The sequence below is a fragment of the Flavobacterium limicola genome, assembly GCF_003634755.1.
GTDB lineage: Bacteria > Bacteroidota > Bacteroidia > Flavobacteriales > Flavobacteriaceae > Flavobacterium > Flavobacterium limicola.
On sequence record NZ_RBXA01000003.1, the window covers coordinates 291,748 to 305,812 of the forward strand.

The 14,065-nt window shown below is 31.7% G+C and carries 7 protein-coding genes; 2 read left to right on the plus strand and 5 right to left on the minus strand.

Going from position 1 to position 14,065, the window contains the following annotated elements:
• Window positions 1-4 precede the first annotated feature (4 nt).
• The 5 genes from BC952_RS11330 to BC952_RS11350 form a co-directional block, all read right to left on the minus strand.
• Window positions 5-1,405: an anthranilate synthase component I family protein gene (locus BC952_RS11330; RefSeq protein WP_121365759.1), complete on the minus strand. Its 1,401-nt coding sequence runs from the start codon at window positions 1,403-1,405 to the stop codon at window positions 5-7.
• Window positions 1,406-1,805: 400 nt separating this feature from the next.
• On the minus strand, window positions 1,806-3,083 hold the full coding sequence (locus tag BC952_RS11335; protein ID WP_121365760.1) for a hypothetical protein: 1,278 nt from the start codon (window positions 3,081-3,083) through the stop codon (window positions 1,806-1,808).
• A 389-nt stretch (window positions 3,084-3,472) separates the two neighbouring features.
• A complete protein-coding gene (locus tag BC952_RS11340) occupies window positions 3,473-4,042 on the minus strand; it encodes a YceI family protein (RefSeq protein WP_121365761.1) in 570 nt (189 codons plus the stop codon).
• Between the two features lie 46 nt (window positions 4,043-4,088).
• Window positions 4,089-4,721: an NAD(P)H-dependent oxidoreductase gene (locus BC952_RS11345; protein ID WP_121365762.1), complete on the minus strand. Its 633-nt coding sequence runs from the start codon at window positions 4,719-4,721 to the stop codon at window positions 4,089-4,091.
• Window positions 4,722-4,735: 14 nt separating this feature from the next.
• Window positions 4,736-5,191 carry a MarR family winged helix-turn-helix transcriptional regulator gene (locus tag BC952_RS11350; RefSeq protein ID WP_121365763.1) on the minus strand — a complete coding sequence of 152 codons (456 nt, stop codon included), beginning with the start codon at window positions 5,189-5,191 and terminating at the stop codon, window positions 4,736-4,738.
• 505 nt (window positions 5,192-5,696) lie between these two features.
• Between BC952_RS11350 and BC952_RS11355 the strand changes: the two genes are divergently transcribed.
• Together BC952_RS11355 and BC952_RS11360 are read left to right on the plus strand one after the other, a co-directional pair.
• Window positions 5,697-7,853 carry a catalase gene (locus BC952_RS11355; protein WP_121365764.1) on the plus strand — a complete coding sequence of 719 codons (2,157 nt, stop codon included), beginning with the start codon at window positions 5,697-5,699 and terminating at the stop codon, window positions 7,851-7,853.
• 228 nt (window positions 7,854-8,081) lie between these two features.
• Window positions 8,082-13,718 carry a PAS domain S-box protein gene (locus BC952_RS11360; RefSeq protein WP_121365765.1) on the plus strand — a complete coding sequence of 1,879 codons (5,637 nt, stop codon included), beginning with the start codon at window positions 8,082-8,084 and terminating at the stop codon, window positions 13,716-13,718.
• The last annotated feature ends 347 nt before the right edge of the window (window positions 13,719-14,065 follow it).

Consider the following 14,065-nt stretch of genomic DNA (forward strand, 5'->3'; position numbering starts at 1 on the left):
TTTTCTAAATTGTCTCCGCTAAATCCAACGCCGCATTCAAAGCTCTCAACTTATTATACACTTCCTGCATTTCGCTTTCTTCATCTGAACTAGCTACAATTCCGGCTCCTGCCTGAGAATGCAATTGGTGATTTTTACTTAGAAATGTCCGAATCATTATCGCATGATTAAAGTTACCTTCAAAATCCATAAAGCCAATGGCGCCTCCATAAAAATTACGATTTGTTTTTTCATAATCCTCAATCAGTTGCATGGCTCTGTGTTTGGGTGCGCCGCTCAATGTTCCTGCCGGAAAAGTATCGGCAACCACTTGCATTGTTGTTGCATTTTCATGCAAATGTCCCGTTACTTTTGAAACCAAGTGAATGACATGAGAGAAGAATTGCACTTCTCTGTATTTTTCTACATTTACATTATGACCGTTTCTGCTTAAATCATTTCTGGCTAAATCGACCAACATCACATGTTCACTGTTTTCTTTTTTATCAATGGATAGTTCTTTTGCAAGAATGGCATCTTTTTCATCATCTCCCGTTCTTTTGAAAGTTCCTGCGATTGGATGAATTTCAGCTTTACGGTCTTTTACTATAATTTGTGCTTCGGGTGAAGAACCAAATATTTTGAAATCGCCATAATCAAAAAAGAATAAATACGGCGAAGGATTAATACTTCTTAACGCTCTGTAGACATTGAATTCATCGCCTTTGAAGCCTTGGGTAAACCTGCGGGATAAAACCAATTGGAACACGTCACCTCTAAAACAATGCTTTTTGGCCAAAGCCACATTATGCTTAAATTCTTCGTCCGTCAGATTAGAAAAACCTTCTCCTTCTTTCGAAAATTTATAGGAAGCTATATTTCTAGATTGTAATAATTGTTCGATTTCTGAAATGTTGTTTCTTCCGTCTAAACTGTGACAGAAAATATAGGCTTCATTTTTGAAATGATTGATGGCAATGATATTTTGGTACACGGCATAATACACATCAGGAATGGTATTGCTGTTTTCTTTTTTGGCAATGTTTACTTTTTCAAAATACCGAACCGCATCATACGAAATATATCCAAAAAGTCCATTATTGATGAATTTGAAATCGTTTTTCTCTGATTTAAATTGACCTGAAAACTCTTGAATAACTGCTGGAATATCAGTAGTAGCATCAATGGTTATTTTTTCAGTACTGCCATCAGGAAATGTCTTGTAAATTATTTCGTTTTCTATTTTTATAGAAGCAATAGGATTGCAACAAATATAAGAAAAACTATTATCGCTTCCATGATAATCGCTGCTTTCCAGCAATAAGCTATTTGGGAATTTATCTCTGATTTTAAAGTAAACACTCACCGGGGTAATGGTATCGGCAAGGATTTGCTTGTAATTTGTATTTAAGTTAAATGATTTCAATTTTTATGTTTTTAATGTTGTCTGTTAAAGTAAAATGAACACAAAAAAAAGGCCTGTCGTGATGACAAGCCTTTAATTTTTATAGTTTAATAATACTATAGGAAGCTTTGTTCACGACGACTGACGTAAATTGTTCCACCACCAAGTATTGTTTAAAATTGTTTTCATGTTTTATTTTGTTGCAACAAATATAGAAATGAAATTCGATTATTCAAAAATATAATGCGTTAAAAAAAAATAAAATTAGATGTTTTTTGTTAAATAAATCTATAGGTTTGAATTTATAAAAAATCAAACCTGAAAAAATCATAGTAAGGTTTAAAAAATGAAGCTATACTGAATGTTACGATTAATAAAATATGGTAATTCGGTCATTTAAAATTTGAAATCACTTTAGACTTTAATTGCCACTGACTACTATGGGGTCAACTTTTAGCCTAAAATCAAAGGTTTTTTTAGGGCTAGGCTCTTTAAATAGTGCCGAATGACTTGTCTTAGAGTATTCAATAGAAAAGGATTCATTGCTATACCAATTTTTTATTTCCGGATCATTAGTAGGTATTTCGCTTTGAATACCTCCATCACAGTTATTAATGAGCACAGTTTGTAAATTAATTTTAGCTAAATTAGCTGAAATATTAGCTATATTACCATCTAATAAAATGCAGTTTTTAAATCCGGAAACAACACTGTTATTTAAACTAAAATAACTTTTGTCTTTAATGTAAATGGCTTCTCGAACTAACCCTTGATTGTTTTCTTCTAAATTTGCCAAAGTAATATTTGTAGCAGTTATTTTGGTCAGTTTTTTGGTTACATCTGCATTTTCAATTTTATCAAAAGAGTCAATTTCAAAGCATCTTGAACCAGAAACATCGGATGAAAACGGATAACGAATGGCAAGACTATTGCTAATATTGCATTGTGCACCTTGAGTAAAATCAAAATCATCATCAGTCGCTCTAAATGAAATAATATTATCAAAATTCACATCCCCACCATAACACTCATAAGAATCATCATTGGAATAACTAATTTGAATAAAATTAAATTTAGTTTTTCGACCAACACCTGCTAATGATAAACCATTAAGTTCTTTCAGAGCATTCAGTTTTCTTCCGGAGAATTCGATACGTACATATTTTAAAATACCGGAATTGCTATCCTGATTTTGTCCTCCATAATGTTTTGCCATTGGGTCTAAATTAAAGTCCAAAAATCCGACTCCACCAATTTTATTAATTGGAGCTTCTCCCATTATTATAATACCTCCCCAATCTCCTGGTTTTCTGGCATAAATTTCTCTATTGGAAGTGAAAACAATCGGGTCTGTTTGATCACCTTCGGCCATTATTTTAGAACCTTTTGATATTACCAGAGTGCCACATGTTTCTACATCGCCACGTATCACAGTTCCTGGTTCGATGGTTAAGACAGCATTATTTGTAATGTATACAATACCTATTAATCTGTATGTGTTTTTTTTATATAGTGTAAGGTCGCTATCAATTATGCCAGTCAAAATATTTGTAGTTTCCGGGTACTCTGCTGTTGTAGGTTTAAAATTAGTCCAATTACCCATCCAATTAGTGTCACCAATAATGCCTTTTATTTGTTGGGCATTTATTGCTATGCTATTTATCAAACAGAGTATTGGAATAAGTATTATTTTTTTCATAATTAAATTTTGTTAATGAAATATTAGAATGAGATTTGTTTAAAAGGATTTACATTACGTTTTTTGGGTAACAAAAAACATGTTATTCATTTTTATGAGTTTTATCATTTGTTTATTTTTCAAAATTAACCAGATTGTGTTAACTGAATAAGCATTGAATATTAACGATATGTTACTATCGGATTTATTATGTAAATTTTTGATATCACTACTAAATTCAAGATTTAAAATCTAAAAGTTTACTTTTACTAAACCAAATTCATTCTATTGTTTTACATTAAATTTTAAATAAAAAAAGCCCTTGCTTTACACAAGGGCTTGATTTTTAAATGATTTAAAGTTGTAGCAATTGCTTGTTACGGTTTTAAAATAGTATTTCTGATATGAAATTAGAATTTCAAGGCTACAGCTAAATTGAAATCGTCAGAGATTGCTTTGTCTCCTAAGCTGTCAAAGAAACTTCCAGAACCATATTTAATATCGTATTTTGTTCGGTCAATTTTTACATTAGTAGTCGCTGTATTAGCTGTTGTAGTTAAATCAAAAGTAACTGGTTTAGTGATATCTTTAATAGTTAAATCTCCTGTTACAGTATATGCATTAGGTGCTTTAGTAACTATTTTTTTGAAAACTAAAGTTGCTGTTGCAAATTTATCAGTTCCAAAAAAGTCATCTGCTTTCAAGTGACCTTCTAGTTTTTCCTTACCTTGACCTGCTTTTAAGTCAGTAACTACGATTGAATTCATGTTTACATTGAATGTACCTCCAACTAATTTTTTCCCTTTGAAAACTAAAGTACCATCTTTTAGGTTGATAGTTCCTTCGTGTTGTCCAGTTACTTTTTTTCCTGTCCAGTTGATGGTACTTCCAGCAGTGTTGATTTTTTTAGTCTGTGCTGTTACTGATAATGTAGATAAAACTACTACTAATGCTAATGCGATTGATTTGAAATTTTTCATTTGTTTAAATTTGATTTGAATTAATATTTGATTTTGAATTAGTAATTTATAATGTGATGAATAAGTCTTCGTTTGATTTTCTGACTTTTTTGTAATGTTGTGTAAGGTCCTCATCGTGTCTGTAACCTAGAGTTGCAATTAATGTAGCATTTAGACCTAATTTGTCAAGACCTAATATTTCATTAACCTGAGCAGGAACAAAACCTTCCATCGGAGTAGCATCAATTTTAAGCTCTGCTGCCACGTTTAATAAGTTTCCTAATGCTAAATACGTTTGTTTTGAAGACCAGATGTTTCTAGTTTCTTCTGGTAAACCTGTGATATTCGATTTCATATATTCAACGTAACCTTGAATACTTTCTAATGGAATTCCTCTTGTTTCACTCATGTTTTTACCAAAATTTACGATTCCTTCTTCGCCAAAGTTCATTTCATTTGCAAAAACAATAACGTGTGAAGCATCAACAATTTGTGATTGACCATAAGCAGCACCTTGAAGTTGCGCTCTCAATGCTTCATTTTCAACGATAATGATTTTGTACGGTTGTAATCCGTAAGAAGATGCACTCAAGCGAATCGCTTCTTTCAGTGTGCTTAAGTCTTCGGCAGTTATTTTTTTTGATGCATCAAACTTTTTTGTTGCGTATCTCCAATTTTGATTTTCTAAAAAAGTACTCATAATGTATTGACTATTTATTGGTTTCTATATTTCTCTAATAATTGATTTAACAAGTTTATTTCTTCTGAATTTAGATTTTTTGAAAAAAATTGCTCGTGAGCAACCACTTTTGGATCTAATGCTGCTAAAACTTCTAATCCTTTTTGTGTAATTAATACTTCTATTTTTCGTCTGTTTTCAGGACATACTTTTCGAGTGACTAATTCTTTCAATAACAATTTATCTACTAATCGAGTAGTGTTACTTGTTTTAGCTAGCATTCGCTCTTGAATGGTCCACATATTTGCCGGATTTCCTTTTTGTCCTCTTAATATTCGAAGCACATTGTATTGTTCTCCAGAAATTTCGTAAGGTTTTAATATTTCATTAAAATTTTCTGTTATTACATTTTGTGTATACAAAACGTTCAGAATAATTTTTTTAGAATTATCCATTGGAACAGTCGATTTTAAAATTTCTTCAATTTTCATATTTGTATATATGTAATTTGTTGGTACAAATGTAACGCATTTTATAGTTGTATATACAAATGTTAATTAATTTTTTGTTAAATTTTTTAAAGTATTCCTTGATGTAGATTTAAATAAATGTAAATCAGTAGTTTATAATAGTAAAAATAGTTTATTTGAAAAATTAAATTGTTTCTCCCACTTCATAGTCAAAATACATACCACAATTTTTTTTTGATCATATATCTAACAATAAGAGAACAGTACTTCAATTTTCGACTAATTTTTATCTCCTTTAAAATTAAAGTTAGTTAAGCTCTTTGTATTAAAATTTATTTTGAAATAGATTGGGAAGTGAAACTCTTAATTTTTAGAATAATTTTTTAATTGGATGTAATTCAGTTACTTGTAATTTATTAAAATAATAAAATTGCAAATTTTACTTGGAATTGTGTAAATTAATCATTGTTTAAAAGTGTAAATTTATAAGAATTAAAAAACTGTAGAAACTTTTAAAACTATTAAAATGAAAAACGTAAAAAAACAGGAACAGGATTCTGAAAATAGGAAACAGCAGGATTTGGAAGTCAATAAATCCGATGCTACAGGTCAAATGATGACCACAGATCAAGGACTTAAAATCAATGATGATACTAATTCCCTTAAAGCAGGCGAGCGTGGACCATCATTATTGGAAGATTTCATTTTAAGAGAAAAAATTACGCATTTTGACCATGAAAGAATTCCAGAAAGAATTGTGCATGCACGAGGTTCTGCTGCGCATGGTTATTTTCAGGTTTATAAATCAATGGAAAAATATACCAAAGCAGGATTTCTTCAGGATCCTAGCCTTAAAACTCCGGTTTTTACTCGGTTTTCTACCGTTGCAGGCTCGAGAGGTTCCACTGATTTAGCCCGTGATATAAGAGGATTTGCAGTTAAATTTTACACAGAGCAAGGCAATTATGATCTAGTAGGAAATAATGTGCCGGTGTTTTTTATTCAGGACGCTATGAAATTTCCAGATTTAGTCCATGCCGTAAAACCGGAACCGAACAATGAAATGCCGCAAGCGGCTTCTGCTCACGATACTTTTTGGGATTTTATTTCCTTGATGCCAGAAACGATGCACACTATTATGTGGGTAATGTCAGATAGGGCGATTCCAAGGAGTTTGCGCATGATGGAAGGTTTTGGAGTACATACTTTTCGTTTTATAAATACCAAAAATGAATCGCATTTTGTAAAGTTCCATTGGAAACCAAAATTAGGAACACATGCCGTGGTGTGGGATGAAGCGCAGAAAATATCCGGAAAAAATTCTGATTTTCACCGTCAGGATTTGTGGGAAGCAATCGAAAACGGGAATTATCCGGAATGGGAATTAGGAGTACAGTTGATTCCGGAAGCCGATGAACATAAATTTGATTTCGATTTATTAGACCCAACCAAACTGGTTCCTGAAGAATTAGTTCCCGTAACCCTTATTGGAAAAATGGTTCTGAATCGTAATCCTGACAATTTTTTCGCTGAAACGGAGCAAGTAGCTTTTCATCCAGGGCATATCGTTCCGGGAATCGATTTTACAAATGATCCATTATTACAAGGACGTTTATTCTCTTATACGGACACACAATTATCGCGTTTAGGAAGTCCGAATTTTCATGAAATTCCAATCAATAGAACCATTGCGCCCATGCACAATAATCAGCGTGATGGTCACATGCGTCAGGAAATAAATGTGGGTCGGGTTAGTTATCACCCAAATTCTCTTGGCGGCGGCTGTCCTTTTCAGGCAAAAATTGATGAAGGTGGTTTTAGCAGTTTTAATGAACGTGTAGATGCACATAAAGTACGTGATCGAAGTGAGAGCTTTTCAGATCATTTTGGTCAGGCTACCTTATTTTTCAACAGTCAGACGCAAATAGAAAAAAATCATATTATAAATGCGTTGCGTTTTGAATTGGGTAAACTGGAAACCGAGGCAATACAAATCCGTATGCTGGGATTGTTGTCACAAATAGATACCAATTTGGCAACGAAAGTAGCCGAAGGCTTAGGACTTAAAGTTCCTAAAAGTCCAGAAAAACCAATGAATCATGGCGTTGGTGCGGATGCAGATAAACATAAATATGAACCTAAAAAAGTAGAACAAAGCGTTAAGTCTTCGGATGCGTTAAGTATGCTTAAAAATAAGACGTTATCTAAAACGATTGCAACTCGTCAGGTCGCTTTTTTATGTTCGGAAGGAGTTGACAGGGCTGCTATTAATGCAATGAAAGCTGCATTAGATAAAGAAGGAGCGACTATGAAAGTTATAGCGCCGCATTTAGGAACTATAAAAGCTAACGATGGAAGTGAAGTGAAAGTAGATCAAAGTTTTCTGATTGCTGCCTCAGTTTTATTTGATGCAGTTTATATTCCCGGTGGGAAAAACATAGGCTTCCTAGCTTCAAAACCAGAAGTAATTGAGTTTATAAATGAAGCTTTCAAACATTGTAAAGTTATTGGCGCCGATGATGCTGCAATTTTTAATGAAACGAATGTCAAATCGGTACTGAATGCCAAAGAGGATGCAGAAGGAATTGTTTTAAATGCAAACAAAGAAGATAAGAACTTTACAAAATCTTTTATAGCAGCTATGGGAGAACACCGTTTTTGGAGTCGTGAAGAAAAACTATAGTGAAAAGCGTTTAATTTAACACGAATAATAAACAACAAAAACCGAAATGTAAGTTTCGGTTTTTGTTGTTTATAATATAAAAGAAATGGTAATTTTGATGTTAAATCGTTACATAATTGGCTTGTAAATTATGTTGTCAAGATTTTTACAATGCGATTCTTAATGTTGAGGTTTTTTACTTTATAAGTATTATTTATTATATTTAACACTTATTTGAATCCAAAGAGTATGAACAAAGCCGAGCTATCTTATGACGATCTACTTCGAAAAACTAAAGATCAAGAATTACAAATTAATCGATTAGTAGAAAAACAAGCGTCATTAGCTAGTTTCAAATTTTTTATTGAAGAGTCTAATCATCTAGTATGTATAATTGGAACAGATGCTTTTTTCAAAGAGATTAATCTCGCTTTTTTGGAAATATCAGGATATTCAAAAGAAGAATTATTAAACAAATCTTTTGTCCCTTTTTTACACACTGAAGATCTTGAAAGATCATTGCAAGAGATTGGAAGTCTCTCTTTAGAAAACCCTACAATTAATTTTGAGAATCGATTTCTAAAAAAGAATGGCGAATATGTCACTATTCAGTGGACTGCAAACGCTATTTCAGAAGAAAATATTTATGCTATAGGTAGAGATGTTTCAGAGATTAATAAAAATTATGAAAAATTAATTGAAAGTGAAAACTTATTAAACCATGCGCAAAAAATTGCGAAAATGGGAAGTTGGGAATTTAATTTAAAAAATAAAAAAATGATTTGGTCTAAGGAATTGTATTCGATTTATGGAATCGATATGAAACCGAACCAGAATTTGTTTGAGGAGTTTTTAAATCTTTTTTCAAAAGAGGATGCAACAATTTTTCTAAATAAAATGGATCAATCGATTATCCATAAAAATCAATTTGAAGTAGAACACAATATTATTTTATCTGATAATAATAAAAAATGGACACATGGAATTGTAATTCCATTGATGGACAATAATGGAAATGTTTTTGCACTAAGAGGAAATACACAAGATATTACTCAGAAAAAACAAATTGAGGAATCAATAAATGAGCAAGAAGCTGCAGTAGTAAATTATAAATTGAAATTAATTGAACAAGAAAGCAACGCTAAGTTTAAGAATTACATAGAAAAAGCACCTGACGGAGTTTTTGTCTTGGATGAAAAAGGAAATTATATAGATGTTAACCATGCTGCAACTCTATTAACAGGATATTCAAGAAAAGAGTTATTAACAATGAAGTTTGGTAAGTTGTCATCTCAAGAATCTCAGGTAGAATTATATAAAGAATTTCAAGTTCTTTTAGAAAAAGGGACTGCTAAAAAAGAATTTAAAACTATTCAGAAGAAAGGGGAGGTTAAATGGTGGTCTGTTGAGGCAGTAAGGCTTTCTGAAAATCGTTTTCTAGGTTTTGTTAAAGATATAACAGAGACCAAAAAAGTAATTGAAACTTTAAAGGAAGAAAGAGATAAGTTTGCTAAAATTGCAGTGACTTCTCCTGGTTTAATATATTCAATGCGTCAAAATAAAGATGGCTCTTTATGTTATCCCTACGCTAGCGATGCAATCCAGAAAATTTATGGTTTTACTTATGAAGAAATAAAAGACGATGCTAATGTCATTTTTTCATTGATTCACCCTGATGACCTAGATTATGTATTACAAAGTATAATTGCCACTAAATCAAATTTAATTCCTCTCAAAGCGCAATATCGATATCTACATCCAGCAAAAGGATTGGTATGGCATGATGTTAATTCCTTGCCAGTGGTTGAATTAGGAGGAACAGTAATTTGTCATGGAATTATTACTGATATCACTGAACGAGTAGAGGCAGAGCAAAAACTGATTAAAGCGAATCGACTCTATTTATTTATCAGCCAGATTAATCAGATGATTGTTCGTACCACTGATGAGAAAACCCTTTTTAAAGAGGCATGTACTATAGCTGTTGACTTCGGAAAGTTTAAAATGGCATGGATTGGTATGATTGACTTTGATAGTAAAAAATTAGTTCCTGTAATGAAAGCTGGAGAAGATAGTGGGTATCTTTCCATAATTAAAACAATTTCAATTGAAGATATTCCAGAGGGCAGAGGTCCATGCGGAATTGCTATAAGAGAGGGGAAATATGTTGTTTGCAATGATATTGAAAGTGATTTAATAATGTTGCCATGGAAAGAGGAAGCTTTAGAACGCGGATATCTGTCTTTAATGGCACTTCCAATAAAAAAATCAGAAAAGGTAATTGGAATCTTTTGTTTTTATGCCAATGAGAAAAACTTTTTTGATGCGGAAGAAATTGCATTGTTAGAAAAAGCAACTGATGATGTAGCTTTTGCTTTAAAGGTTTTTGAAAAAGAAGCTTTGCGTAAAAAATCAGAAGAAAAAGTTTTTGAAAGTGAACAACGTTACCAAACACTTGCTGAAGTGTCTCCAGTTGGAATATTTCGCACTGATGCAGCTGGCCTCACTACATATGTTAATCCTCGTTGGTGTGAAATTTCAGGATTATCTTTTGAAAAAGCACTAGGAAATGGTTGGTTAAAAGCGGTACATGATGAGGATAAAAACACATTATTTAACGATTGGACACAGTCTTCCAATAAGCAGGAAAGCTCAATATCAGAATATCGTTTTGTTCGGACTGATGGGTCAATAGCTTGGGTTATGGGACAAGCTATTCCTGAAAAAAATTCTAAAAATGAGACAATCGGTTATATTGGAACAGTTACAGATATCACTGAACGTAAAATCACTGAACGTTTAATTTTAAAAGAAAAACAGCTTTCAGAAACGATAATTAATAATTTGCCGGGTGTTTTTTATCTCTATGATAAATCAGGGAAATTTGTAAAATGGAATAAAAATTTTGAAGAACTAACTGGGTATGATTATGATGAAATTAGTCAAATGAATCCCTTAGACTTCTTTGATGGAGAAGAAAAACAAAAAGTCAAAACAAGAATAGAAACGGTATTTGAAAGAAAATCATCTGGTATTGAAGTTGAATTCTTTACCAAAAATAAAAATAAAATTCCTTTTTATATTAATTCTTTAGCAATAGAATATGAAGGAAGAAAATGTCTGTTGGGAATGGGAGTTGATCTTACTGATATAAAAAAAGCAGAGGAAAAAATAAAAAGAGCCAATGAACGATTTGAAATGATTTCTGCGGCTACTAACGATGCTGTTTTTGAAGTGGATTTATTGACAGGAGAAAGTTGGAATAACAAAGCATTTATTGATCTTTTGGGTTTTGGCAGCAGTGAACCAAATGGAATTAAGAATACTACAATATGGCGATCTAAGATTCATCCAGAGGATAGAGAAAGAGTTATAAAAAAATTAGAAGATTCTTATGCAGGCGCTACAAATTTATGGTCAGATGAATTTCGTTTTCAAAAAGCGGACGGGAGTTATGGTATATTTTACGATAGAGGATTTATATCTAGGGATGAATTTGGAAAAGCAATACGTTTGAATGGAGCATTAACAGAAATTACCGAATTAAAGAATGTTAAGGAAGAACTGATTAATAGCGAAGAAAAATATAGAAGTCTTATAGAACAAGCCTCCGATGCTATTTTTATTAGTGATATTTCAGGACATTTACTTGAGGTAAATGACAGTGCATGCATTATGCTAGGCTATACTAAAGAGGAACTGTGTACAAAAAACGTAACAGATTTATATACGGATGAAAAACTGGAAACAAAGCCTGTACTGCATAATGAATTGCTAAATGATGAGCAAACACTTATCGAGCGTGATATGTTGCATAGTAACGGGACATCAATTGCAGTTGAGATTACTGCAAAAATGATTGCTGATGGTCGTATTGTGGCTATCGCTAGGGATGTAAGCGAACGTAAAAATAGAGAGGAAGAGTTTAAAAAAATGCACAAAAAACTAGAGGCAATACATGAGGCTATTCCTGATTTACTGTTTGAAGTAGATATTAATGGTAAAATTTATAACTACCATTCCCGTCGTGATGACTTGTTAGCGATGCCTACTAACTTATTTCTTGGTAAAATGTTTTCCGAAGTATTGCCGCCTGAAGTAGCAGATTTGTGTTTATCCGCAATTAGGGAAGCTTCTGAAAAAGGATTCTCAAACGGAAAACAATATTTCTTGCAACTGCCTACTGGTAAACACTGGTTTGAACTTTCAATAGCACCCATGCAGGAAAATACAGATCATGATATTCACTTCATTTGTCTTTCCCGTAATATTACAGATGCAAAAGAATCGGATTTAGCGCTGCTGAAAAGTGAGGAACGATACCGTGGCTTATTAAACAATCTGGATGCAGGTATTGTGGTTCATGCTCCTGATACATCCATTATAGTAAATAATGTAAAAGCAGCTGAATTATTGGGTCTAAGTGATGATCAAATGAAAGGGGTTACAGCCTTTGATCCTACTTGGAGTTTTTTAAATGAAGATAATTCTGTTATGTCCATTGAAAAATATCCTGTAAACCAAATTGTTGCAACAAAAAAAGCACTTAAAAATTTTACAATTGGTGTGAGTCGTCCCATCACCAATGATATTGTCTGGCTTTTAATTAATGGCTATCCAGATGTTGAGCCTAGTGGAGCGATTTATGAAATCGTAATTAGTTTTATTGACATTACGGAACAAAAGTTGATGGAAATGGAATTAATAAAAGCTAAAGAACAGGCTGAAGCAGCCAATAAGGCTAAAACTGATTTTCTGGCTAATATGAGTCATGAGATTAGAACTCCATTAAACGGAATTATTGGTTTTACTCATTTATTGATGAAATCAAATCTACAGGATAATCTTTTAGGATATATGTCTACTGTTAATGAATCTGCAAAAACGTTAATGCATATTGTAAATGATGTATTGGATTTTTCTAAGATTGAATCCGGTAAACTAGAATTAGACATTGAAGAGGTCAATCTTTTTGAACTAACGAATCAGGTTATTGATTTATTCAAACATCAAGCTATTCAGAAAAAAATAAAATTATCTCTAAATATAAGTAGTAATGTACCAAAATATATTTTGACGGACTCTAATAGATTAAAACAGATAATAGTAAATTTATTAGGAAACGCTATAAAATTTACCAATTTTGGGGAAATAAGCTTGGATATTGATGAAATAACTTCAATACAAAAAAAATGGTCAACCATTAGGTTTTCTGTGAAAGATACTGGAGTTGGAATAAAAACAGGTAACAACGAAAAAATATTCAATTCATTTGTTCAGGAAGACAATTCAACCAATAGAAAATTTGGTGGTACAGGATTGGGTTTGTCTATTTCAAATCAGTTATTAGCTTTGATGGATAGTAAAATCCAATTAATTAGTAAATATGGAGATGGAAGTGATTTTTTCTTTGAAATTAAATTTGAAAAATCAAATCATATCAAAAACAAAGAACTAGTACGTATTGAAGCAATTAAAGAAAATTCGGATATTTCGATTAAAGCACTAAATTATAAAAAGGTTTTAATCGTTGAGGATAATAAAATTAATATGTTCCTAGCAAAAACACTGGTAAAACGAATTATATCTAATTGTACTATTTTTGAAGCCAAAGATGGAAATGAAGCAATAGAACAATATAAAAAAGAGCAACCGGATGTTGTTTTGATGGATATTCAAATGCCAAATAAAAACGGATATGAAGCAACTAACGAAATCAGAAAACTAAAAGGTTCTGAAAATATTCCAATAATTGCAATAACTGCCGGAATAATGGTTGGTGACAAGGAAAAATGCCTGGAAGCAGGTATGGATGATTATCTGCCTAAACCAATCATTCAATCTGATTTAGAAAAAATACTCTACAAATGGTTGCCTAAAAACTGATTTAGTTTAAAAAAAGTGTTATTTATTGTAGCACTTTTTTTTATTCAAATGTTAAATCATAAAGAAGGTATTTATCTGTTTTTCAGCACTTAATGTGTTTGTTTTATTTTTATTATTCTTTAAAATCATTTTTTTTTGATTAAATTTAACCTTTATTAGTTGTAAATAAGTTAATTATTTTAATTAAAATAATTGATGGTCGGGTTTTATTAAAAATAATGAATTAAATGTCATAATTAAACTATATCTTTATTTTATAAAAGTTCAACAATTGTTAAATAAAATTGGTTTTTTATGAAAGGGTGTATAGTTTTTAAACTTTTTTACTTTTTTAAAAGCGAATAAAC